The sequence below is a fragment of the Candidatus Magnetaquicoccus inordinatus genome (genome assembly GCF_004217665.1).
Taxonomy (GTDB): Bacteria; Pseudomonadota; Magnetococcia; order Magnetococcales; family Magnetaquicoccaceae; genus Magnetaquicoccus; species Magnetaquicoccus inordinatus.
Map to the genome: position 1 here is coordinate 7752 of NZ_RXIU01000014.1, position 24010 is coordinate 31761.

At 50.5% G+C, this 24010-nt stretch carries 27 protein-coding genes; 10 read left to right on the forward strand and 17 right to left on the reverse strand.

Translation table 11 applies throughout. The features are described 5' to 3' along the window. From EJP87_RS02530 to EJP87_RS02575, 10 genes are all read left to right on the forward strand, one after another. On the forward strand, positions 1-316 hold a 316-nt coding region (locus EJP87_RS02530; protein WP_130470318.1), incomplete at its 5' end, for an ATP-binding protein. 363 nt (positions 317-679) lie between these two features. Continuing rightward, on the forward strand, positions 680-2278 hold the full coding sequence (locus EJP87_RS02535) for an ASKHA domain-containing protein (protein WP_130470295.1): 1599 nt from the start codon (positions 680-682) through the stop codon (positions 2276-2278). Beyond that, positions 2275-2967: a cobalamin B12-binding domain-containing protein gene (locus EJP87_RS02540; protein ID WP_227657414.1), complete on the forward strand. Its 693-nt coding sequence runs from the start codon at positions 2275-2277 to the stop codon at positions 2965-2967. Before EJP87_RS02535 ends, EJP87_RS02540 begins: the two co-directional genes overlap by 4 nt. Next, complete coding sequence (locus EJP87_RS02545; protein WP_227657415.1) at positions 2964-3995, forward strand: uroporphyrinogen decarboxylase family protein; 1032 nt, start codon at positions 2964-2966, stop codon at positions 3993-3995. Before EJP87_RS02540 ends, EJP87_RS02545 begins: the two co-directional genes overlap by 4 nt. Beyond that, positions 3992-4636: a DUF1638 domain-containing protein gene (locus EJP87_RS02550; protein ID WP_130470296.1), complete on the forward strand. Its 645-nt coding sequence runs from the start codon at positions 3992-3994 to the stop codon at positions 4634-4636. The genes EJP87_RS02545 and EJP87_RS02550 overlap by 4 nt, the downstream gene beginning before the upstream one ends. Before the next feature lies 1 nt (position 4637). Beyond that, positions 4638-6419 carry an ATP-binding protein gene (locus tag EJP87_RS02555; RefSeq protein WP_130470297.1) on the forward strand — a complete coding sequence of 594 codons (1782 nt, stop codon included), beginning with the start codon at positions 4638-4640 and terminating at the stop codon, positions 6417-6419. Between the two features lie 608 nt (positions 6420-7027). After that, positions 7028-7444 carry a hypothetical protein gene (locus tag EJP87_RS02560; RefSeq protein WP_130470298.1) on the forward strand — a complete coding sequence of 139 codons (417 nt, stop codon included), beginning with the start codon at positions 7028-7030 and terminating at the stop codon, positions 7442-7444. A gap of 137 nt (positions 7445-7581) precedes the next feature. Continuing rightward, positions 7582-8403 carry a formylglycine-generating enzyme family protein gene (locus EJP87_RS02565; protein WP_193771079.1) on the forward strand — a complete coding sequence of 274 codons (822 nt, stop codon included), beginning with the start codon at positions 7582-7584 and terminating at the stop codon, positions 8401-8403. A 396-nt stretch (positions 8404-8799) separates the two neighbouring features. Then, the gene (locus tag EJP87_RS02570) at positions 8800-9651 is read left to right on the forward strand and encodes a MipA/OmpV family protein (protein ID WP_130470300.1); all 852 of its coding nucleotides are present in this window, start codon (positions 8800-8802) and stop codon (positions 9649-9651) included. Further along, positions 9644-10327: a 4'-phosphopantetheinyl transferase family protein gene (locus EJP87_RS02575; protein WP_193771080.1), complete on the forward strand. Its 684-nt coding sequence runs from the start codon at positions 9644-9646 to the stop codon at positions 10325-10327. Before EJP87_RS02570 ends, EJP87_RS02575 begins: the two co-directional genes overlap by 8 nt. Before the next feature lie 49 nt (positions 10328-10376). Here EJP87_RS02575 and EJP87_RS02580 read toward each other — a convergent pair whose 3' ends face one another. The 17 genes from EJP87_RS02580 to EJP87_RS18300 form a co-directional block, all read right to left on the reverse strand. Further along, the gene (locus tag EJP87_RS02580) at positions 10377-11609 is read right to left on the reverse strand and encodes a beta-ketoacyl-ACP synthase (RefSeq protein WP_130470302.1); all 1233 of its coding nucleotides are present in this window, start codon (positions 11607-11609) and stop codon (positions 10377-10379) included. Beyond that, the gene (fabG, locus tag EJP87_RS02585) at positions 11606-12331 is read right to left on the reverse strand and encodes a 3-oxoacyl-ACP reductase FabG (protein ID WP_130470303.1); all 726 of its coding nucleotides are present in this window, start codon (positions 12329-12331) and stop codon (positions 11606-11608) included. The genes EJP87_RS02580 and fabG overlap by 4 nt, the downstream gene beginning before the upstream one ends. Next, on the reverse strand, positions 12324-12791 hold the full coding sequence (locus tag EJP87_RS02590; RefSeq protein WP_130470304.1) for a hotdog family protein: 468 nt from the start codon (positions 12789-12791) through the stop codon (positions 12324-12326). The genes fabG and EJP87_RS02590 overlap by 8 nt, the downstream gene beginning before the upstream one ends. Continuing rightward, positions 12788-13996 carry a beta-ketoacyl-[acyl-carrier-protein] synthase family protein gene (locus EJP87_RS02595; protein ID WP_130470305.1) on the reverse strand — a complete coding sequence of 403 codons (1209 nt, stop codon included), beginning with the start codon at positions 13994-13996 and terminating at the stop codon, positions 12788-12790. The genes EJP87_RS02590 and EJP87_RS02595 overlap by 4 nt, the downstream gene beginning before the upstream one ends. After that, entirely contained in the window at positions 13968-14513 is a 546-nt protein-coding gene (locus tag EJP87_RS02600; RefSeq protein WP_130470306.1) for a DUF3261 domain-containing protein, read from the reverse strand. Before EJP87_RS02600 ends, EJP87_RS02595 begins: the two co-directional genes overlap by 29 nt. Next, positions 14506-16776, reverse strand: coding sequence for an MMPL family transporter (locus EJP87_RS02605; protein ID WP_130470307.1), 2271 nt, complete (start codon positions 16774-16776; stop codon positions 14506-14508). The genes EJP87_RS02600 and EJP87_RS02605 overlap by 8 nt, the downstream gene beginning before the upstream one ends. Continuing rightward, the gene (locus EJP87_RS02610; RefSeq protein ID WP_130470308.1) at positions 16773-17375 is read right to left on the reverse strand and encodes a LolA family protein; all 603 of its coding nucleotides are present in this window, start codon (positions 17373-17375) and stop codon (positions 16773-16775) included. Before EJP87_RS02610 ends, EJP87_RS02605 begins: the two co-directional genes overlap by 4 nt. Then, positions 17372-17782 (reverse strand): acyl-CoA thioesterase, encoded by a 411-nt coding sequence (locus EJP87_RS02615; protein WP_130470309.1) that lies wholly within the window; start codon positions 17780-17782, stop codon positions 17372-17374. Before EJP87_RS02615 ends, EJP87_RS02610 begins: the two co-directional genes overlap by 4 nt. Continuing rightward, complete coding sequence (locus EJP87_RS02620) at positions 17779-19479, reverse strand: glycosyltransferase family 2 protein (protein WP_130470310.1); 1701 nt, start codon at positions 19477-19479, stop codon at positions 17779-17781. Before EJP87_RS02620 ends, EJP87_RS02615 begins: the two co-directional genes overlap by 4 nt. Further along, positions 19476-19829: an ApeI family dehydratase gene (locus EJP87_RS02625; protein WP_130470311.1), complete on the reverse strand. Its 354-nt coding sequence runs from the start codon at positions 19827-19829 to the stop codon at positions 19476-19478. Before EJP87_RS02625 ends, EJP87_RS02620 begins: the two co-directional genes overlap by 4 nt. After that, entirely contained in the window at positions 19822-21219 is a 1398-nt protein-coding gene (locus EJP87_RS02630) for an AMP-binding protein (protein WP_130470312.1), read from the reverse strand. Before EJP87_RS02630 ends, EJP87_RS02625 begins: the two co-directional genes overlap by 8 nt. Beyond that, a complete protein-coding gene (locus EJP87_RS02635) occupies positions 21197-21793 on the reverse strand; it encodes a COG4648 family protein (RefSeq protein WP_130470313.1) in 597 nt (198 codons plus the stop codon). The genes EJP87_RS02630 and EJP87_RS02635 overlap by 23 nt, the downstream gene beginning before the upstream one ends. Beyond that, on the reverse strand, positions 21783-22043 hold the full coding sequence (locus tag EJP87_RS02640; protein ID WP_130470314.1) for an acyl carrier protein: 261 nt from the start codon (positions 22041-22043) through the stop codon (positions 21783-21785). The genes EJP87_RS02635 and EJP87_RS02640 overlap by 11 nt, the downstream gene beginning before the upstream one ends. Further along, the gene (locus EJP87_RS02645) at positions 22040-22309 is read right to left on the reverse strand and encodes a phosphopantetheine-binding protein (RefSeq protein ID WP_130470315.1); all 270 of its coding nucleotides are present in this window, start codon (positions 22307-22309) and stop codon (positions 22040-22042) included. The genes EJP87_RS02640 and EJP87_RS02645 overlap by 4 nt, the downstream gene beginning before the upstream one ends. After that, positions 22302-23075 carry a lysophospholipid acyltransferase family protein gene (locus EJP87_RS02650; protein ID WP_130470316.1) on the reverse strand — a complete coding sequence of 258 codons (774 nt, stop codon included), beginning with the start codon at positions 23073-23075 and terminating at the stop codon, positions 22302-22304. The genes EJP87_RS02645 and EJP87_RS02650 overlap by 8 nt, the downstream gene beginning before the upstream one ends. Continuing rightward, on the reverse strand, positions 23072-23758 hold the full coding sequence (locus tag EJP87_RS02655; protein WP_130470317.1) for a beta-ketoacyl synthase chain length factor: 687 nt from the start codon (positions 23756-23758) through the stop codon (positions 23072-23074). The genes EJP87_RS02650 and EJP87_RS02655 overlap by 4 nt, the downstream gene beginning before the upstream one ends. 25 nt (positions 23759-23783) lie before the next feature. Beyond that, positions 23784-24010, reverse strand: a 227-nt coding sequence (locus EJP87_RS18300; protein WP_227657416.1) for a hypothetical protein, incomplete at its 5' end; no start/stop codon positions are given.

Here is a 24010-nt window from a genome sequence, read left to right on the forward strand (position 1 = left end):
GATTTTATACAACCTGTTGTTGAACGCTATCGAAGCCTCCCAGGAGCATGGCGTGGTTGCTATTGATTTTAATCGCGACAGTTCTGCCCTGATTGTGGCAATTACCAATGATGGTGAGGTTCCTCTGGCTATCCGCGAACGTTTTTTTGAAAAATATGTGACCTATGGAAAAAACAGCGGAACGGGCTTGGGTACCTATTCCGCTTGGTTAGCTATTCGCACTCAGGGAGGTACTATTCAACTCAATTGTAAGGTTAAAGGTAAAACAACCGTTACCTTTACCCTGCCGCTGCAAAGTGCTGCCCAGTCGGTATAAAAAAGGGCGCACTCTCTACCCTTCCTGCAAGCCAAAAAAGTGCGTGGCGAGAGCGCTTATGTATTGGCGGCGCTATCGCGTCGGCAGATGCCAGAACTGTGTGTGGGTCAAAAACAATAACAGAGCAGTAAAATGGAAAAATTGGGAAAACGGGCAAATCATCTATAGCATTTTGCTGTTGCAACAGGTAGACTGCTCGCATTGCTGATCTATACTCTGTTTTTCTGCATCGGTATTGCGGAGGGTGGCGAGTCGATGCTCTGTAAAGTGTGGCTCTGGTTGGAAAAATGAGCTGCATCCTGGAGTGCAAAAAACTGGACGATAGTTTTGTTTCTGTATTCTGTGGCTGAGTTGAATACCGTTATGAATGCACTCATGCTGACACTGCATGCTGGCGAAAAAACGCTGCATCTGCCAATCATTCCTGGCTTTTCGATCCGGGAATTGCTGGATACCACCACCTTGCGCGTGCGTGCGGCCTGTGGGGGGAGCGGTCGTTGCGGAGCTTGTCGCGTCCGCCTGCTTACTGCAGAGGCGCCTCCCTGTACCCGTAGTGAACGGGAAAGGCTCTCGCCCCAACTCCGACAGGAGGGATGGCGCTTGGCCTGTCAATTGCGCCCGGATCACTCCCTCGCTCTGGAATTGAGCAATCCAGCTCCTGCTGTTCCCTGGCGCAGCTTGCCTGTGAGCGAACTGCAATGGTTGCGTGGTCGTCTGCCGAGCATGCGTAAAACTCCCCTTGGGGTTGCCATCGATTTGGGAACCACTCATCTGCGTATCACCCTCTGGGATTGTGCCGCCGGTCGGCGTCTTGCCAGTCGCTGGGGAGTCAATCCGCAAGAAATCCATGGCAGTGATCCGCTCAATCGTCTGGATTATGCGTTGCACTCCCCGGAACGCAGCAAGGAGATGGCTACCCAACTGCGTCAAACTTTGCTGGATGCCGTGCAGGATATGTTGACCCGTGAAGTGGGTGGAGGTGCCAGCCATTTGCCGCATATTGGTCGTCTGATGATCGTTGGCAATACGGCCATGCTCAGTTTGCTCTCAGGTCAGGGTGCTGCCGAACTGCTCAGCCCGGACAATTGGCAACAGCCCATCGCCTGCCAACCGATCGACAGATCTGCCTGGCAACAGGAGTGGGGATTGCCCAATGCCCATATTATCCTGGTTGATCCCATTGCCGGTTTTATCGGTTCGGATCTGTTGGCTGGCATTCTGGCGTTCAATCTGTTGGAGGCTCCCGCTGCTACACTCTTTTTGGATCTGGGCACCAATCTGGAATTGGCCTTATGGGATGGTGCGGTCCTGCATGTGACTTCGGTGCCCGGTGGATCGGCCTTCTCTTTGCTCTCTCCGGATCCCGCCGCCTGGCCCGGTTTGCACGAAGAGGTGACTCTGCTTCACGATCCTTTGTTGCAACAAGCCGACAACGCCAATTGCGTACAAGCTTTTTCACCCGCTGCTTTATTGGAAGCGGTTGCTCTGTTGCGCCGACAAGGAATCTTGAAGGTCTCTGGGCGCTTTGCGCCCTCTGTTGCTGGCGATGGCTATCAGTTGCAGGCGCAGATGCTCACTGGCAGGATTACCTTGCGTGCCGTAGACGAGTTGCAACGGGCCAAAGCTGCCTGTGCGGCGGCCATTGCCATGTTGTTGGAAAAAGCGCGATTGCACTGGCAAGATCTGCAAAATATATGGTTAAGCGGTAGTTTGGGAAGTCGTATTCCCCTTGCTGCGGCCAAAGAGCTTGGTTTGCTCCCTCCAGTGGCAGATGCCTCTATCCACCAGCAAGCCGGTAGCGCCCTTTCCGGATGTGAAAAATTGCTTCTGGCGGAAGAGTATGGGGAGATATTGGCTCCTGTTCAGTTGCGTCTTAGTCCTTTCAACTTGGCGACCCAGCCGCGTTATGAGGAGCTGTTTATTACCCATCTGCGGCTGCAACCTTATGCTGCTTCTCAATGATCCCTTTGCACTCGGTCTGTGCCATGCTTGAAACCTATATCACCGCTTATAATAATGCCGTTTTTGATACCGATCGCGATGCCGCTCTGCAGGTAATTGCGCAAGCGTTGGCCGCGGGACACACCCCGGAAGAGATTGTTTTTGAGTTGGTGATTCCGGCGGTGGAAGAGATGATGGCGCAATTGAGCCGAGATCTGGATGCCAATCTGGCGCAACATTTTATGACTGCGCAGATTGCCGCCGAAGTGACCGAAAAAATGTTGGAACAATTCAAACAACCGCCAAAAACGCTGGGGCGTGTTGTAATCGGTACGGCACGTGGTGATCTGCATTCGCTGGGCAAGCGCATTGTGATGGGATGTTTGAAAACGTTGATGGTGGAGGTGCGGGATTTGGGGGTGAATGTCCCCGCCGAGAGGTTTGTGGAAGAGGCTGTGGCTTTTGATGCCCAGGTGATTGCCATCTCTTCGATGATGGTGCATACCGCCAATGGCGAGCAGGGATGTCGCAAGGTGCGTCGTCTGTTGCGCGAACAACAACTGGAAAATCGTTTTCGGGTGGTAGTGGGAGGTGCCCCTTTTCGTTTTGATGAGCAGCTCTACCAGGCGGTGGGTGCCGACGATTGGGCCGCCGATGGGGTCAGTGCCGGCAAGGTAATTTTGCGGCAAATTCGGGAGCTTTCGCCATGATGACCTCCATGGAAATAGTCCGGGCGGCGCTGCAGGGAAACCCTGCACCGCGCATTCCGATCTTTTGCAACCTGCTGGATCAAGGTGCACCAGAGCTGGGGATGAGTCAGGCCGAATATTATGCACGTGGCGAACATGTTGCCTGTGGGCAATTGGCGCTGCGTACCCGGTATGGCTATGACAATCTGTGGAGTCTGTTTTATGTCGGGCGCGAAGCAGAATTGCTGGGTTGCCAGGAGATTCTCTTTGCCGAGGATGGCACGCCCAACGTGGCCGACTATTTTTTGCGCACCGCCAAGGATATTGAATCTTTTACCATACCGGAGGATATTACCCGTCACCCGGTGTGGCAGGAGAGTGCGCGCTGTTTGCAGGTGTTGCGCCAGGAATCCAAAGGTCGCTTTCCGATTTGTGCCTATCTGACCGCCTCGACCACTCTTCCTGCTCTGTTGATGGGTATGGATAAATGGTTGGAGCTGGCGTTGAGCGGACCCGATCATTTGCGTGCGCAACTGCTTGGCAAATGTTCAGAATTTTTTCGCAAACAGGTTGCGGCCTACCGGGAGGCTGGTGCCGATCTGTTGCTTTATTCTTCGCCATTTGGCTCCTCCTCTTTTGTGGGTATGCGCCGTTTTCGCGCCTTTTCTCTGCCCTGGATGCAGCGGGATCTGACTGGTTTAGGGGTGGAGGATCTGATTTATTATTGCGGTACCGCTCCCATCAATCCGGTGATTGGCGAGGTGATGCAGCATCTCGGTCTGCGGGTCTTCTATCCCAGTCCCAAGGATGATCTGGCGGTCACAAAAGCGCTTGTTGCGGGCAATGGCTTGACCTGTGGGGTGATTGACGACATCAGCATGATCTCCTGGACGCCGGAACAGACTCGCGCCGAGGTAGAGCGACTTTGTCATATTGGGATGCCGGGAGAACATTTTCTGCTGGGCACCGCAGTGATGCCGATGGCGGTGCCGGAAGCCAATATCCAAGCCTACATGGAGGCAGCCTTTACCTTTGGGAGCTATCGATGAAAGCTCTGCCGGAAATAGTGGCTCCTGCGTCGGCAGAAAAGAGCTGTACTCATGCCGTGCCCATGATCAGTTGCGGCATCCTGGCGCGTGAGATCAATTTTTTGATTGCAAAAAATGGTTGGCCGGTCAAGCCTCATTATCTGGATTCAACGCTGCACAACCATTTGGCGCAGCTTTCCGGTCGCTTGCAACGCAAGTTGGTGGAACAGGAGTTGGCTGGAGATCGTTGTCTGGTGGTATATGGTTCCTGTCATCCACGCATGGAGGGAATGCTGGCAGATTATCAGGCGATTCGCACAGCCAGTCAAAATTGTATTTCCATGCTGTTGGGACAGGATCTGTTCATGAGCGAGTTGGAACAGGGGAGTTATTTTTTATTGGAGGAGTGGGCAGCGCGTTGGCGTGAAATTTTTCTGCAAATTTTTGGTCCAAAACAGGAGGTGGTGCAAGAGATTTTCCAGAGTTGTCATCGGCGCCTGGTGGCGGTTTATACTCCCTGTTCAGATGATTTTCTGCCTGCTGCGCAAGCAGCAGCAGATTATGTGGGACTGCCTTTGCTGCGTTTGGATGTCTCCTTGGAACATCTGGAACAACTATTGGCCGAGACGTTGATCAACTGGGCGCAAGACGGATCAAGATAATATGCAACTCTTGTTGGCAGAATTGGAATCGATGCGCAAACGGCTGCAACATTTGGCGGAAGAAAAATCCCATTTGCAGTTGGTGATCCGTCTGATTGAACAGTTGGAGCCGCATCCGAGCCTGGATAAGCTGGTGCACTCGATCCTCACTTCGGTGGTGGATACCATCGGTGGTACCGAAATGACGCTCTATTATTGGCTGGAAGAGGAGCTGCACTGCAGCTCTTTTACCGGAGAGGATCAGATTGTCAACGAGATTGCCGATCCTTTGGCGGCGGCGGTGGTCGCGCAACGCAGATTTTTGGAACAGCCCAGTTTTGATTCCGCAAACAGTGTGTTGAAAGAGAGCTCAATCACTGATTTGTGGAATTGGGCCTTTCCGCTCTTGCTGGGCCAGGAGTTGATTGGGGTGATCAAAATCGACAACCTGCAACTGCGGGGCTCTTCGTTGCAGGCCAGTTTGCCGATTTTTTTTAATCATGTGGCTTTGCTGTTGGGAAACACGATCCGCGATCATATTCGCCAGAAGGCACAGGAGGCGTTGCGCCAGCGTACCGAGGAGTTGCACCAGGCCATGGAATCTGCGGAGGCGGCCAACCGGGCGAAGAGTGAATTTTTGGCCAACATGAGCCATGAGATTCGCACGCCGATGAATGCCATTTTGGGCATGGCCGATCTGCTCTGGGAGAGTGGTTTGCAGGAGGAGCAGCGTCGGTATGTGCAGACATTTCGTTCCGCTGGGGAAAATCTGCTGGGTGTGATCAATGATATTTTGGATCTGTCGCGTATTGAGTCAGGTCATTTGGAGCTGGAACGTTTGCCGGTCAATCTGGTGCATGAGATGGAGATTGCCTGTGCCATTGTCGCACAAAAGGCCAAGGAAAAATCGTTGCGCTTGCAATATAATATCGCTCCGCAACTGCGTGGGTTTCGCATGGGAGATCCGGTGCGGTTGCGGCAGATATTTCTGAATTTGTTGAGCAATGCCATAAAATTTACCCAGCAGGGAGGAGTGACATTTCGGGCTTTGCCGGTGCTGGCAGAGGATGCGCTTGTGGCAGAGGATCGGGTGTTGTTCCAGGTGGAGGATAGTGGCATTGGTATTGATCCTGGCAGTTTGGCTTTGATTTTTGAAAGTTTTTCCCAGGCGGATACCTCTATTACCCGGCGTTTTGGGGGGACCGGATTGGGTTTGGCGATTGTCAAACGCCTGGTGCACTGCATGCAGGGTGAGATAGCGGTGGAGAGTCGTTTAGGGGTGGGGACGCTGTTTTCCTTTGTTTTGTTGTTGCCGCGCACCCAGGGACCGGTAGTGGCGCTCAACACGCCCGATCCCATGCTTCCTCCGCCCACACCGCATCCTGCTGTGGCAGATGCCGGAGTGACGCCGCATCTGCGTATTCTGTTGGTGGAGGATACCGAGGAGAATCGATTGTTGGTGCAAGCCTATTTGCGTGCCTTGCCCTGGGAGCTGGGCATTGCCGAAAATGGGGCCGAGGCGTTGCAGATGATGCGCAGTCAGCCTTGGGAATTGGTATTGATGGATATACAGATGCCGGTTATGGATGGCTATCAAGCTACGCGCAATTGGCGGCAGTGGGAAAAGGAGCAGGGTTTGCCGCATTTGCCGATAGTAGCTCTAACTGCGCATGCTTTGCTTGAGGATGAGCAGCGCTGTCGTCAGGCAGGATGCGATGCCTATCTGGTCAAACCGATCAAAAAACGCACCTTGTTGGAGAGCATTCTCAGCTATGCTCTGCCCCCACCTTTGCCTGTACAATGATGCCAAGTTGTCTGGTGGTGGGAGAGGTGATATAACTTTTTTCAAATATATTCTATCTTTATCTTTGTTCTTATCGCAACACATCCTCTCTTTCACAGAAATCGATGGAGAATATTTATTCTCGCTTCATGCAATCCGCATGTTGCGCAGAGTTGTTGCCGAGGATAAATGCTCCAAAAGTGTTTGCCAAATCATGAGTCACTGCGTTGTCTCGCATTTTTATCAGGGCAATCGCATTTGCCAATTTCTTCACTGTTGCCACAAGCGAAACTGTGCATGTCGGGCGTCCGCCCTCCCAAAGAGTACCCCTGCGGGGCACAAATCTGTGCGGCGTGCGCGAATGCTACGCATTCGCTTTTGTGAAACGCCGCACATTTTCAGCAGGGCTTTGCCCAGCACCCACCAGGAGGAGATAATCTCCTCCTGGACCTCCATAATAATTTTCTGGTTTTCAAATGCGCTTGCCCTGCATTTTTATACTTGTTGCATACCCCACTGATTGTATTACAATCAGTAATCGGAAGACAAACCTTTCCATTTGTTCTATGATGAGACTATTATTTGCATGCTTTATGCGAGGAAATGTTGTCCAACTAAGGAGACCAATTATGCGCAAACATTGGCTGATGGGACTGTTTTGTGTTTTGACATTTGTTGTCTCGCCGGCTTATGCCCGCACCCCGGTGCCGGTTGTCAACTATGATGGTTTATTTGTTGCAACAGCAAGTGGTACACTGCCAAGTATTGAACAAATTAAAAGTGCTATTTTGGCGGGAGCTGCGCGAGCAGGTTGGAGTTCGGTCTTGCAGGGGGATAACACAATAATATCTACATTAGTTGTGAGAAACAAGCACACAGTTGTCGTGCAAATCCCCTTTTCGCCGACCCAGTATTCGATAAAATATTACAATAGTATAAATATGAAGGCGGTGGATAAAAATGGTCAGATGGTTATTCATCCTTTTTACAACACCTGGGTGGATGCCTTAAGAAACGCTATTCATCTAGAATTACAAAAATATTGACCGATCCGAATCGGATTTGAATGCTGTCTGTACAGGGGTTGTTATATCGGATAGGGCGGAGCTGTCAATTTTACCATTGCTGTTATTGTATTGCTCATAATTGGTATTTTATTAGAATATATAGGAGGTTACGACAAATGCCTAAACCTGCCAAGATCTATCAACTGATCATCGCGTGTGTTGTGATGAATTTATTCAGTTCATGCAAAACCTTAACAACCACAGATCCCAATTTTGTTGCTATGGAGAAAACGCATCAGTTGCCCCGATCGATTGCCGATATTCCGAAGCTAGAGTTTGTCAAGGTGCCAGCGGGATGTTATGAAATGGGCGCTCCGGATGGTGAGAGACATGAACGACCCATTCATAAAGTTTGTGTGGATTCGTTTGCAATCGGAAAATTTGAGATAACCCAGGCGCAATGGAAAAAAGTCATGGGGTCGCAGCCGTTCTACTTCAATAATTGCGGAGGAGATTGTCCAGCAGAATCGGTTTCCTGGAATCACGTCCAGGAATTCCTATCTGTTCTTAATAAGATGGGAGAGGGTAAATTCAGATTGCCTACCGAGGCTGAGTGGGAATATGCATGCCGCAGTGGAGGCAAAAATGAGGCATATGGTGGGGGCAATGTTGACCAAGTTGCTTGGTATAAATCTTTTGGTAATCCGACACTGCATCCTGTAGGAGGCAAAACTCCTAATGATTTGGGAGTTTATGATATGAACGGCAATGTGTGGGAATGGGTCCAGGACTATTTTTCTCCCTATTCCAGTGCTTCTCAGAATAATCCTGTGGTCGATAAGCCAGTCAAAGAGACGGAGCGCGTATTACGTGGTGGTTCTTGGGATGGCAAAGCATTTTATGTGCGTTGTACCATCAGAAACAGGCAGCCTGTTGATCATCGCGATGCTCGTATTGGTTTTCGACTGGTTCGAGAAATCACACCCTCTATGAAGTGATATATGACTGTCCGGGGTGCACACCGCACTCCGGGATTTTACTAGCTCCGAGCAGTTTGTGGTTTTTCAAGCTGCTCGGACAAGAGATTGATGGGGTTGGCGGTTTTGTTGCGGTATGAGTGGTATCTCTGTATTGACAGTCTGAGTTGCCGCAGCACTCGTGCACACTCCAACATGGTTTTTGCGTCGGCAGACGCTGCTGAAAGCATCAATTAGTTTGTTTTCTATGCGCCTGCCCATGCTTGCGTTTTTGTACTGAATAAACGGCAAAATGGATACTCCTCTTTCCAATTATTGCTCAGGGTGGATGCCTTGTTAAACTCTATCAATGCCAATAAAAAGTGCCGACTATCCCTTTGGTCAATTTTCTTTTTGCTGAAAAGGCAGGAAACAAGAGTGCTTAGATTTTCTATTGTTAACAAGGTTGTGGTATTGTTGAGTATGCTTTTTTGCTGGCCAATCTTGGTTGCAGCAGAAGCAACCGACACAGCAAAACCCTTATGGGAAGTTGGTCTGGGCAGTGCCTATTTTTCGTTACCCCACTATCGGGGCAGTGCGCAACAGAGCAGTTATCTTCTCCCCTTTCCTTACTTGATCTATCGGGGTGAAACCATCAAAGCCGATGGTCGTTCGGTGCGTGGTATTCTGTTGGATCGGGAACGGTTTCACGCTGATCTGAGTTTTGATCTGACTCCGCAGACCCGTTCTTCCGATGATCCGTTACGTCAGGGGATGCCAGACCGGGATCCCCTGTTGGAAATCGGACCTTCACTGCAAGTGGATCTGCAGAAGGGGGGGGTTGCAGAGGGGGAAATGGTTTGGCAAGCGGTAGTTGCTTTGCGTCATGCCATAACTGTTCCAGATGTCGCCAGTCATGGTTGGCTTTTGTATCCCCATCTTAAAGGGGATTATCGTACAAACGAGGGGCTGCGTCTGAGTGGTATGGTTGGACCACTGTTTGCCACGCAAGAGTATCATAGCTATTACTATGATGTAGAAGCTGCACAGGCAAGGGTTGGGCGTGCGGAATATCATGCTGATGGTGGATTCAGTGGCAATCGTTTGACAATGACTGCCAGTAAAAAGGTGGGATCCTGGTGGCTGGGAGCATTTGTCCGCTATGACGATTTGCATGGTGCTGTCATGGAAGATAGTCCTTTGTTGGCTCAAAAACAAAATGTTTCTGTTGGGATCGGTGCTGCCTGGGTGTTTGCCACCTCCAACGAAACCGTGTCAACACGTGAATGATAATCACCGTTTTCAGAGATATAGTCAGGGTATTTATCTCTATGCAGCCCCCTGTTTTGACCTGGCAATTGCCCAATGGCATGATCCAGAAACCCGTCATCGTTTGACATCCTGGCAAACACCTTCCGATCTTTGTCTGCCACAACCGCAATCCATGGCAGTGCGTGCCTTGGCGCGTTGGCTATTGCACCATAAATGGGGTTATCCCGCAGAAGAGTGGCTGATTGAACGGCGCAGTTCCGGTGAACCCTTTCTCAACAGAGAAGGGGGGCTGCCAGTGCCACATCTCTCTTTCTCACACCGTGGGGCATGGGTTGGTTGTGCAGTATCTCTGCAAGGCACAATTGGTTTTGATCTGGAACTGCCTAGAAAAAACTATTCCTCATTGACAGGGTCAGAACATTTTTTGTCGGCAGCAGAGCAGCAATGGATTGCCAAGGAGGGAGAGCCTGCCTTTCTCGCTTTTTGGACTCTGCGCGAGTCTTTTGCCAAGTGTCAAGGAGAGGGGTTATCCCTGGCCCTGGCGCCTGTTCCAAGGGAGTTGCTGGCTGCCAGAAATCATCAAGTTACTTTTGTGTGGCAGCATAAGCATTGGTTTTGTCAACAGGGTCGGTGGCAAGAACTGTTTTGGGCGGTCACGATGAGTAATACACGCGACGCCTCTCTTCCCATATAATCATCGTCTCTTCATCTGTTTGTCTGCAGGTGTACAGTCAGTGTACTGACTAGCTGCTGGAAGGGTTTTTAATAATTAAAGATGTGTTGATGCCACCGAAGGCAAAGTTGTTTGACATCAGATGGTTGACGGAAAAATTTCGTGCTTGACCGATGATATAATCCAGACCTGCGCAGCGGCTATCCACGTGATCCAGATTCAGGTTGGGACAGAACCATCCTTCACGCATCATTTCGATGCCAAGCCATGCTTCAATGGCCCCGCAGGCACCCAAAGTGTGGCCAAAATAGCCTTTCAGAGCATGAAAGGGCACTCTGTCGGCAAAGATATGGGAGGTGGCTTGTGATTCAACAATGTCACCAAATTCAGTAGCGGTACCGTGTCCATTGATGCAATCAATGACCTCCGGTTGCAGTTGTGCATCCTGAAGCGCCAGACGCATCACCTCTTCAACAGTACGCAACTGTGGTTGGGTAATATGGTTGCCGTCGGCGTTGGTGGCAAAGCCGACGATTTCAGCAAAAATGGTCGCCCCACGTGTTTCAGCGCGATTCCACTCTTCGAGGATCAAGGCGGCGGCACCTTCGCCAATGACCAAACCATCCCGATCACGATCAAACGGTCGTGGGTTGTGGTGCGGTTGGTCGTTGCGGACCGAAGTTGCATAAAGTGTATCAAAAACGGCTGCTTCAGTAACATCTAATTCATCGGCACCACCGGCAACCATCACCTCAGCCTTGCCAAAACGAATCGCTTCTGCAGCATAGCCGATTGCCTGACTGCCCGAGGTGCAAGCACTGGAAGTGGTGATAATTCTCCCATTGATTCCAAAAAAAATGCCGATGTTGACCGCAGCCGTGTGGCTCATCATCTGAATATAGCTGGTCGCATTCAGCGTGCGCGAACTGCCAGTTGTCATCAGTTCGGCAAAAGCGGTGACAGGGCCGGGACTGCCAAAAGAGGATCCAAAGGCAATGCCACAGCGTCCACTGTTCAATATAGGGTCTTCAAGCAGGTTGGCCTGTTTAAGTGCCTTTTCCGTTGCCCGGACGGCCATGCGGGCTACGGGTCCCATGGTGCGGCACTTTTTGCGGTCAAATTTATCGCCCCAGTTTTCTGCCAAAGGAGCTGCGAGTCGAGTATTGATACTGGTGTAACGATCCCAATCGTGCATGGTACGGATACCGTTATTGCCTGCATCCATGTGCGCACGAATTGTGGGCCAATCGTGTCCGAGAGGTGTCAATCCGGCCATCCCTACTACTGCTACTCTACGATTCATATCAGGCCCCCATTGACGGAAAGCACTTGTCTGGTAATGTATCCGGCTTCCTCGGAACATAAAAAAGCAACGGCAGCAGCAACCTCTTCAGCAGTTCCGACTCGTTGCATAGGAATCATATTCAGGACATTTTGCAAAGAGAGATGGTTGGTCATGGCGGTGGCAATGATGCCTGGGGCAACGCAGTTCACTGTTATACCCCGTTTGGCCACTTCCAGAGCCAGTGCTTTCATCATGCCGATAATGCCTGCTTTGGCCGCACTGTAATTGGTTTGCCCACGTGTGCCAATGATTCCGGATACCGATGAGATGGCGACAATACGTCCACCCCGGCGTGCCGCAATCATATCCATCATGATAGGTCGTAAGACATTATATGCCCCGCCCAGATTGGTTTGGATCACCCCATCCCACTCTTCATCCAGCATGGCGGGAAAGGCGTTGTCACGGATGATTCCCCCGTTGAGGACCACTCCCCAGTATGGACCATGGGTTGCGCAATCATTTTCCAAAACCTCTTTGCATTCTTTGCGTTCTTGCTGATTGAAACGCAAAAGTCGGCCTGCAGCACCTGATTGTTGGACGGCATCCAACGTAGCCAAGCCACCAGCTTCATCCTGATGATAGTGAATAACAAGAGTATATCCCTCTCGTGCCAAGCGTATGGCAATTGCTTGGCCGATGCCTTTGCTGGCTCCGGTGACCAGGATCTGTTTATTCATGTTTGTCTGCCAATAGTGCCATAAACGCCTCATTGGAATGGGGACGCATTAAACTCAGTTGTGCTTGAGCCAGCAGTTGCCCAGCACAGGAAAGAGTACAAAAGAAGACCCCCAACTCCTCTCCAAACAGAATGGATTCCACGGTTGATTCGATCAGGCCCGCCGCCGGGAGATAAGCACAGTGCGCAACAAAATTGCGTACCGAAAGCAATAAACCGGCCCGGATAGTGCTGCCCTTATGTTTGTCATGCCAACCCACAAAAGCACCACAAGTTTGGGCCATGATTTCTACGCCAATATGGCTGGCCACTCCCTGCTCAGAATAAAAGGGAAATGTTGGTTGCATCAGGGTTTGTCCGATCAAACGTTGTGCATCAACATAAAGTATTTGATCGAGCAAGACCATGGGTGGTGCGTGCGGTAAGAGCTCTGCGGCGTTGATTGGCAGGGTTAGGTTCATGGCAAGCCTCCCAGTAGTAGAGCGCAATTGGAACCACCAAAGGCAAAGGAGTGGCTGACCATGGTTTTGACTGACCTGCCGGAGAGGGAATCACCTGCTATTACCCAAGGCAGCACAGGCAGAGCAGGGTCTGCCTCGCCATCCCAAAGATGTGCAGGCAGAAGTGCCTGTGGATTCCACTGCGGATGCAGAGTCAACCAGAGCAGGGCTGTTTCAACTGCACCGGCAGCTCCCAGGGTATGTCCGGTCAACGCCTTAGTGGAACTGCATGGGACTGTGCCGTACAGACGATGAAAGAGTGTACTTTCCATGGCATCGTTGAGTTTGGTGGCTGTTCCGTGCAAATTGACATAATCGATTGCGGAGGCAGTGAGGTTGGCTTCTTGCAGTGCTTGCTTTACTGCGAGAGCGGCCCCTTGTCCACTGGGATCGGGGGCGCTGACATGATAGGCATCAGAACTTTCACCTATCCCCAACAAGGCAATCGGAGCAGGTTCTCGACTGAGTAGAAAGAGTGCTCCTCCTTCACCGATATGGATTCCCTGTCGATTGCGACTAAAAGGGTTGCAAGGTGGAGAGGGGGTGACTGATTCCAGGGACTGGAAACCGGCTGCAGTAAACCGGCACAGGGTATCGACGCCACCAACCAAAACCGCATCGCATACACGGGATTTGAGTAGGCGTCTGGCAGAGGCAAACACCTTGGCGCTGGAAGAGCATGCGGTGGTTACGACATAGGCGGGAGCGTGCAGATCGAGTGCCTGGGACAGAAAGAGTGCTGGTGATCCCGGTTCCTGTTGCGGATAGGCAAAACGATCTGGCCAGATGCCTTGTTGTCGAAAATGGATAATAGCCTCTTCAGCCTCTTTCATGCCGGAAGTGCTGCTGCCCAGTACCACGCCGATGCGATTGGCTCCGTAACGGCTGATGGCATGCTCTACCTCTGGTTGTATCTGCTGCAGCAACTGCCAGAGCACTTGGTTATTGCGGCTGTTCCACTGCTGCCAGGATTCTGGAAATGTGGGAAGGGGGGATAGGATAGCCCCATGTGTGGTTTGCTGAGAATGCAGTTCAGCCCATTGGATGTTGGAATGCAACAATCTGTGAACGGTTTCACTTTTATTGCGCCCCAGAGTGCTCATGATGCCGAGAGCATGCAAAAAAACGGGGAAATGATCAGTTGGCAATTTCCAAGGCAATTTCATAATTCAGAGCATGATGGTGTAGATGAATAGTTCCACTCCAGGGATCTTTTTGATACTGAACCGTGATCAACTCATGATCGGCCGTGGAGAGAATACGCAATTTGTTGTTCTCCGTCAAAGTGCCGCCACGCAAGTTTTGGACAAGCGTGGGTAGGGGGGCATGAACCAACATGATCTGGGCAAGAATGGTGTTGCTGCGTACTTCGGGTGGCAGCCAATCAGCCCGTTCCTCCTGAATGGTTTTTCCATCCCAATGGATTGTCAACATCCGACGACCAAGAGGATCTAGAAGAACCAAAAGCAGTTGCTGAGGTGAAATTTTTAATTGTCCCTCCAGAGCATATTTTTTTCCCTGCCAGCTCAAAACAATTCGTTGGGCAGACTCAATCTCCTGGACAAATGCCTCTGGGGGTGGCAATTGAAGAGAGATTCCCTGGCCAATGGGTACGGCATCTCCGCTGTTGTGGGCAATGATCGGGACAAGGAGCATGAACAGTATCATAATAATATTAGGCATGATTATTTTTGTTTCTCATGGCCCAAGGGGCAAGAAGCATGGAGAGGGAGATACCGATCATCACAGTCAGACCGAACTCGCGCACAGCCGGAGTTTGACTGAAAGCCAGCAGACCAAAGGAAAAGAGAGATGTCAAAGCTGTCAACCAGATACCAGTCAACATGGGCAGGTCAGGGGAGGACTCTTCAGCGCAAAATATGGCATAATCGACACCAATGGCAAAGAGCAGGACCAGGGCAATGGCAGTAAAAAAACCAAAAGGGACCTGCAGAAGAGCCAGCAGGAAAGGGGTCAGCAGGGTTGCACAGAGAGCAGGCAGAAGAGTGGTAATGCCATTTTTCCAGCCATAGCGCCATACCAATAGTAAGTAGGTGAACAGCACAGAGAGAGCCAACAACAGCAATGCGCGATAGCGGTAGCGTTCGAGCAGGGTGGAAAGGTCGGCAGCCGGGTCAACATAATGGGCGCCGGTTATTCCTTCGGCAACTTGAGTCATTTGTGTGCTATCCTGAACACTAATGGGAAACAGAGCCTGCTTTTTGGCATCAGTAAAAAGCGGCCAAGCCAAAATACCGCTGTTTTCAGGGGTAAGAAAATCCTCCCTGCCAGATTGTGTGCTAAGGGAGAGGCCGGTGATCTCCTCTATGATCGGTAATCCTGTGCCATACAGGGCAGTGATGAGCTGTTTATTTTCCTGCTGTCGATGTGTCGAGGGGGTGAAACGGGCAAGCGACAACCAATCCTGGATTATGCCGCGAGTGCGCAGTTCTTGCAGTCTATCTCCCAGTTGTTCTTGCACACGCAGCAACTGCTCCTGATCATTGTTCTGTAACCAAAAAAATTGGTTAATATCTGCCATTCCGGTCAGTTTCTGTATCTGTTTTTGTTCCTCTTGCAGGTGAGGGGAGAGCTGCTGGTAGCGACGAATGTTGTCATTTATTTCAAAATGCAAAGCGCCCCCTAACGACAGCAGCACAAGAGTGCAGGCAAACAGTGTACGTTGACGCGCATGAGCCGGTTGCCACAGCCACATGAGCAGCGCTTGCATATGTAGCAGTATGGGGGATGGTGTACGGCAGGAGAGGGTGTCCAGGTGCGGAAACCACAGCACCACAGTCAACCAGGAGGTTAGCAGACCGGCAACCGAAATAGCTGCACCCTGTTGCAAACCAGGAAAGGGAGCCATGGCCAGACAAAAATAGCCCATAAAAGTGGTCAGCATGCCATAAAATATACCATGGATAACACTTTTGAGTCGCCATGCGGGGGAGGATTGTGGCGAAAAGGCTTGGCAAAAATAGATCAGGCAATAATCAACGGCTACTCCGATCAGGGTACTGCCAAACAAGAGCGCAGCAGTATGAATGCGTTCAAAAAGCAACAGAGAGACTACCAAACCGCACATAAGGCCATTGAGGATAGCCAAGATGGTCAACCCCAATGGTCGCACGGCACGAAAAATAAAAATGATCAGTAAGATAGTCAGCAGCAAACCCAGGGTGCCGATGGTCGAAGATTCGTTCATGGCACGGCTGGCAGCAGCTTGAGCGTAGAATATTGCGGATAAACGCAACAGGGTAACTGGCTCTTTGTTAATGGTTTCCCAAACCTGCATGAACTGATTTTGAAACTGGATGGAGAAAGGCGAATCGCTCAATTGCGCATTAATCATAAACCAGTGTTTTTGTTCAGCATAGGTATGCAGCCAGCCGTTTCTGGGCATCAGTTTGGGGGCAGGATTGGGCAGTTGCAGAAGAAAACTGCTGAAGAGAGTGAAAGGATCTTTAAGCAAGAGCTGCGAATCCAGGATGGCCGAAGGGTTATAGAGTTGTCCGACAGCCCGTTGAATCAATTTATTCTCCTGGTGTTGCAATAACATTTGCCGCTCTTGTTCTCCCAGCAACCCTTGTCGGTAAGGAAAAAATGTTTTTGCCAACTCAATTGCTTTACTAGACCAGTTATCGGCAGTAGGTTTTAACATACCATTCTCTTGCAAACGGCTTTGTAGCTTTTTGGCTGCCTGCAGTGCCTGCTCTTCCTCCGGGTGCCCAACCATCACAGTAAAACGAGAACCCAGTTCGTTTATCAGCAGTGCTCTCCCTTTTTGAAGCTGCGGATCTTGTTCTTCGCTGGGAAGAAGATAGAGAAGATCTGAATCAAGGGGCAGTCCACTGACCATACGCCAGGTGCCATAGCCCCAAACCAAAAGCATGAGCGCCAGCCATAACCAGGCTGCCTGCACATGCCAGCGGGAAGCAATCATGGATCTGCTCCTGCTAGCAGAGCGATTTCCTCCGCTGTAGGAGCGTTTTGAGTCAGCCTTTGCTCCAAAAAATGAATTATATCGCGGTCGCCGTTTTCTTTGACAATCTCCACCGATTCAACCCAATTTTGTCCCTCTCTCTGCACAATAATTTTTTGCAGCGGCCAGGAGATGCCGATATCGGGACGTTTGCGTAGTTCGATGCGTTGATTTTCTTGATGGATGTGAAAAAATTGGCTTAACCCCTCCTCGTTGCCAGTCAGTGCTTGTTCAAAAAGCTGCCGCAATGTATGCAGAAAGGGGATCTGTTGGGAAGCGATGCTCAGGATTTTATCGTTGTTTGCATAGTGGTTTATGCCGCTGCTGCTGATGGCAACAATGGAGGAAAAAGGCTGTTCTGTTTTCCATAGCAGACCTTTTCCAGGTATCAACAGCAATGATCCCTCGGAATGGAGTGGTTTGTTAAACCCTTGCAGATGACGGTTCATGGTGAAACGGCACCTAAGGCTCTCCCCCTCTTTGATCATCGGTGCGGCCAGAGAGCAGTCAGGAAAGATAAGGTTAAAGGTCAGAAGAATGAGAAAACAGAGACGCATCATGTGAGGACCTGTTGCACTTTTTGCAGAAAAATGGCGGGGGAGACCAATTGCATCTCTTTGCTGTTGGCATCTACGGCTACTTGGGTGGTACGGGCACGAGTGATCACCTGTTCGGTGTGTGGGTCCACTATCAGGTAATCGATGCGGGCGCGGTTTTCATATTCCACCAGGGTGGCGGTGATGCGCATCTCTTGTTGGAATTGCAATGGGCGAACATATTTTAACTGCATTTCGACGATAGGCCACAGATAGCCTGATTCTGCCATTTGCTGATAATTATAACCGATATGATCCAGGAGGGCACAGCGGGCCTCCTCCAAATATCGGGCATAATGGCCGTGCCACACCATACCCATCGGGTCAAGATCATAGAATTGTGCTTTCAGTTGGATGGCAACGGAAATCATGGTACTCCTTTATTGGTTGGCCAAAAATCATAAAAATTTCCCCATTGTTTGGGTGCCAGGAGACACTCTTGAGCCAATCGTGCTGCATAACGATACACATGCTGATCGATGCTGTTCTGGCGGAGTTTACGGGGCAAAACAATGCGTTCGGCAAAAGGTTCAATAAGCAGACGCCAAACACTTTTTTCTCGGCGACAAAAGAGCAGGTAGACTGGACACTCCATCAGACTGGCCAACAACCAGGGGCCTTGCGGAAAGGGGGCTGGCACGCCCAGAAAGGGGGCCCAGGTCACATGCTGGGAGCTGTCAAAAAGTGGGGTACGATCTCCGGCAATCGCCAGCCACTCTCCCTTTTCGATACGTTGGCGTAAGGCGATGGCCATACTGACAGAGAGTTCGCTCACCTGAATGCTATTGGCTCTGGCGGCGGGGTGGAGTTGCGCAAGCAATTGGTTAAAACGTACTGCATGTTTGGTGTGGATCAACAGGGTCAGTCGATTCTGCAGTTGTGGGGGAAGAAAGGCACTGGCTAGTTCCACATTGCCATGATGTGAAACAACCAATATGCCTCCAGTACTGCTTTCGGTCAGTCTCTGCAGAGCCTCGGGATTATCCACCTGTACGGATTGGGGAGATATTTTTCCTCCCCAGGCCAAAAAGAGATCGATCATCCGTCTGCTGAATTCAAAATAATGGGCCAAGCTCTGCCACAATCTTGGCGGGTGTTTTTTTCCGGAATATGTGGCCACTTTGCCTAAATAATCCTGAGAGGCGCGGCGTTGTCTGCTGCCTGTCAGGAAAAAATAGCTGACTATTGGAGAAAGCAGCAGCAAACTGCCGGTGCGGCCAAACAGTTTGAGGAGGGTGAGGGCGATGCGCATTCCCAACAGGGCGCCACGTTCTTGCAATTGCGGCCATGGTACAGATTGTTCAGTGTTGTGAGACAGGGGAGGTGGTCGATGTGCCAGAATGGTGGGTAAGCGGCGGAGCAAGGTGAGCATAAGACGGGTGTGCATGCGGGAGATGGCCAGATTATCCCGCCACATGCGAAAATTGGAGTGATTATCAGGAGGGTAATGTACGGCAACCGGAACCATCAAGGGAGGAACCCCTTGCCAGAAGAGTCGGACAAATATTTCAGTATCAAAATCCATGCGTTGGCCTGGAGTCACCTGTGCAAGCAGAGTGGTCACTGCGGCTAATGGATAGACGCGCAAACCACACATGCTGTCGCTGATGCGCAGAGAGAGGGTTTCTATAAATACCCACAGATGGGTAATCCAGCGACCAAGGCGACGCCCCAGAGGGATAGAATCGTCGTAAACCGGATTTCCAGAGACAAGGGCATGGGGATGCTGTTGCGCAGAGTGCAGAAGGGTGGCGATGGCGTGCAGATCATGTTGTCCATCGGCATCCACCTGCAACAGGTGGCTGTATCCTGCCTGATGGGCCATGCGGAAGCCATGGCAGAGTGCAGCTCCTTTGCCCTGGTTGATCGGAAATCGAAAAAGAGTCACCTGAGGATAATCTGCAACCAGTTGTTCTATAGCCTTTCGCGCTGGTTCATGGCTGCCATCGTCAATAATCCAGATCGGCAGCTCAAGGGAAAGAAGGTGCTCTATGATTTTTGGTAGGGCAGCACTATGGTTAAAGGTTGGAATCAGTGCCAGTGCTCGAAAGGATGAAGGTTGGCTCATGATTTGCCGTGCACTTGTCCACTTGACGCGAGTTGTGTGCCATTGATGTATGAAAAGTGAAGAGTTTGTTTCTCTTCATCCCAGTTCATGGAGAGTGTCAACATGGCTCCGGGCTGGATGGCGGCATGAAATTTTGCCTGCAAGTTTTGGCATGACAAGTTAGGAATGGTAAATTGTGTGCGGGCCATCGTGATAACCCAATCAATCTGCACTACCCCGGGAAGAATTGGTAATTCCGGGAAATGTCCTTGAAACCAGAAAAGATTTTTTGGAACGCGCAGTGTGAGCAGACGTTGGTGGTCTGCGCCACTCACAGCAAGAAGATCGGGCAATCGAGGCAGATCATTCATGGATTATATCCTGTGCATTTAAAAACAGAGCCTGTAATGCCTGAGCAGTTGTTTTTCCCAGCGCATTATTGGGCATGGTACGCACAAAACGCCAGCGTTTTGGCTGCGCGGCTGCTGGCAGGTAGGCCAACATCTGTTGGCGAAGCTGACGAGAAAAGCGAAAGGTGCCATTTGTATGCAGCGAGGCCCAGCCATTGGAGGATGGCACGACCACGGCGCCAAGGATAAGGCCATTTTTTCCAGACAGTACAACAGGTTTTGCCTGCACAATATCCGGCAATTGTTGCAGTGCCTGTTCCACCTCCTGCAGGCTGACGCGCTGGGCATTGATTTTGATGATCTGATCGCGTCGTCCCAACAAGGTGAAGCTGCCGTCGGCGTGAAAAGAGACCTGATCATCCGTGGTGATCCAGTGTGGACTAATAAAGGGGGAGAGCAGTTGCAGTTGCTCTTCTGGTCCGCTGCGCACAGATAAGCCAGGCAAAGGGTGCCAGGATGGGATTGTATTCTGGTTTTGCCAACTGCGGGTGGCGATGGCTCCGGTTTCGGTGCTGCCATAGATTTCATTGGGCAAGATGCCCAAAACATGCTGACAATGGCTGATGGCATGTTCTGGCAATGGTGCGCCAGCGACAAAGAGTTGCCGTGGTTTTATGGAGTCTTGCCAAGCTGGCAGGGCTTCCATACAGGCCAATTGTGCCGGGCTGGAGATGATCACGGCATCTGCCAAATTATGTTGCAGGAGATCTTCCCAGTAGGGAAAGATGTGGGTCTGAAAAGGGGATCCGCTTAAAAAAGGCCACAGGACAGCAAAGGTTAGTCCATAGAGATGGCCGGGAGGAACCATGGAAAAGCTATCCCTGGCTGTGCTGCGTTCGGGCCAAGTGTTCTGCAGGATAGTGATCTCCTCGACCAGTTGTGACCATTGCCGTTCGATAGGTTTGGGAGCTCCTGTAGAGCCGGAGGTATAAAAGAGCACTTGCCCTTGAACTGGCTGTGGGATGCACTCATCTCTTTTATCAACTGATGGGCCATAGTCAGGCAGATCTCTGCCAGGCAAGTTGGGATCGTGACTAAGGAGAAAATCATATTCATTTGCCAATTGCTGCAACAAGGCGGGAGAGGAGTGGGGTGGCAGGATTGCCGTTACTCTGCAGGCCAGCAGCGCCATTAAACCAACCAGCAAAGAGTAGGGTTCTGTTTCGACAAGGCAGACTCTCCGGCAGCCCGATTTTTGGATACGACGGGCGAGTTGTTGTATGTCATGAAAAAATTCATCTTCATGAACCTTGTACGAACCACGGTAGGCTATGCAGCGGCGCGCCATTTTGCCAGAATGGGGGAGAATGAGCGGGCGCCAGGGATGATTAGAGGAGAGCTGTGCTGTCATGATGTCTTTTCCAATAGGGACGCAGCAACCATTCGCCGACAAACAGAAGACCCATCAAGAGATAAGAGATCAATCCATTGTAGAGGGTCCAAAGCTGTAAATCGCTATGCAAGGCATCATAGACAGTTCCAGCAGAGGCCAAGGTATTGAGCAGTAAAAAGCAGACCCAGACAAGGGTGACTTTATATAAGTAACTTTGTGCTTCGGCAGGAACAGGCTGGCGGAGTGTGGCAAAGCGCTCCACCATGGAGGGAGGTGAAAAGAGGGTATAGAAAAAGGCAAGAGTGAAGGATAAACCCATCAGGGTAGGATAGAGAAGCATGGCAAGATCAGCCTGCCAGAAAAGTGAGAGTGCTTGCAGGGCAGCGCTAGCCAGGAGGGCGGCAAGCAGAGGCAACATACTTTTTAGGCGCCGCATACCAAGAAATCGACCGATGGTGATACACAAAGCCAGTACGGCCCAGGTTTGGGCAGGGATGTATTGCAGACCGAAATAGACAACGAAGGGATAGAAAGTGCCAGCAATAAACAGGGTAGCTGTCCAAAATTGTTTCAGATGTGCATTAGGCCACATTGCCCGACTCTTGCAAGAGTTCCCAGGTGACCTGTACCACATCCTGTACGGTGCTGACACTTTTGAACGATTCCGGTTTGAAACGTCGCCCGGTCAGCTTTTGCAGTTTGACCACCAGATCGACCGCATCGATACTGTCCAGATCGAGATCTTCGTAGAGTCGGCTTTCCAGGGTAATGTGTTCGCGGGGGATTTCAAACAGTTCCTGCAAAAAGTCTTGTAATTGAACAAAAATTTCATCTTTGGTCATGGCGAATCACTCTTTATTGAGAGAATAAAAGTGGCCAAATTTTTCACTGTTGCAAAATGATTACGAATTTCTGACGTTTCTGCATTGATGGTGATGCCATATTTTTTGCGCAGTGCCACGCCCAATTCCAGGGCATCGATTGAGTCAAAGCCACAACCGGAAGAGTCAAATAATAACATCTCATCTCCAATGTCCGCAGGCGAAACATCCTCTAGCTTGAGAGAGATAACAATTAGTTCTTTGATTTCGTTGAGTAATTCATTCATGAGTATCTGGAATGTCAAATGATGAAGCCACCTTTGCAGTGAGGGCGCGAATGGCCAGGGAGCGTACTGGTTGTAGAGAATAAGATTCGGTATGCAAAAATTCACCGATTTTAATCTCAAATACAGGAGGACGCAGGGGAATGCTATACCAAGAGGTTTCTTTGGTCAAGGTAATGGGATCACAAGTAACATCAATAAGTTGTACTGGGGATCCGGATTGTATTGCGATAGTGGCGAAGCCTCGTTTCAAGGCAACCGGTTGCGAGGGGGGGGTGCGGGTTCCTTGTGGAAAAATAATCAAATTATTACCAAGATGTAGTTGAGAGACACATTGTGTGACAACCTCCTCTGGTGCCAAGTCGTTGCGAATATAACCGGCTCCGGCAACCATCGGGTACAGAAAAGGGTTGCGCCACAATCTGCCTTTGACGATACATTGTACCTTTGGAATCAAAGAGATCAATATCACAATATCGAGCAGAGTAGGATGTGTGGCGACGATCACTGTTCCGCGCAAAGTGTGGAGATACTCTTTGTTCTCAACCTTGAGAGTGAGCAGGCGCAGCACCTGCAGCATGGCAATATAAAGGCGAAAGCTGTAATGGATCGCTGTTTGGAAGAATTGATTGCGTTGTTGGGTATTGCGCTGTACGATCATCAAGATAGGGTAGAGGATGATGGCGATGAATGGCCCTCCCAGCCCAAGAGCGGCAAAGGCAAACATGGTTCCCAAAAAACGCCATAGTCGGTTTATGTGTTGTTTCATGTTTGGTAGCGCCAGTTCCAGCACAAGCGTTCGCCAATGATCCAGAGGTTTTCTTCTTTATTTTCCAAAAAATGGATAAAACTCTCGGCAAGGGAGTGTGTGGCATGTGCCTCAGTACATTGTTGGCGAGGCATCCATTGCAGAGCGATGGCACGGCGGTCCGTTTGGGTTGCAGAAAGAAGAAAGGCGGCAGCAATGACAGGCTCCTCTGTTCTACCCACCGAGTCATAGGCAGGGGGCAGGGGGCTATCATAATAGACCAGGAGTATCTCTCTTTGCGGTTGTTCTTGCAGCAGTAAGGCTGCTTCCAGCAGAGCACAGCCAAAGGTGTCACAACCGGCTGCAAGAGCAAGATGTCCGTTGGTGTTATGGGTGACGATAGAGAGCAAACCGCACAGGGCGTGGTGTACTGAAAGACTGAAATCTGCGGGTGAAAGCTCATTTTCCGCAGCCAGCATATTCAGCATGTTGTAGGTGCGTTCAAAGTCACCGTGACGCGAGGCAAAGAGATAATAGGGTGTGTTACTGTTTTTCTGTACCATATCCCAGGCCAATGCCAGGCTATCACGTCCAAGGGATGTCATGCGCCGTCGCAGCGAGAGGGGCACAGCTTGCTCTGACTGACTCCGCCAAGCAGGGTGCCAGGATTGCCAATGGGAAAGGTAAAATGCAATCTGGTTCATGGAGAGTGGACCACCATTTCATTGGTTAACTCTTGTCGAAGAGGCAGCCTGTATCAGTAGTGTTGTAGTTGCCATGACTACTGCTTCTGCCCGGTATTGATGATAATAGTAACAACAATTTCCAACAAACGTCAACAGCTTCGCCCCCATTGTCAGGGCAATCGCATTTGAAAATCAGAAAATTGTTATGGAGGTCCAGGAGGAGATTATCTCCTCCTGGTGGGTGCAGGGCAAAGCCCTGCTGAAAATGTG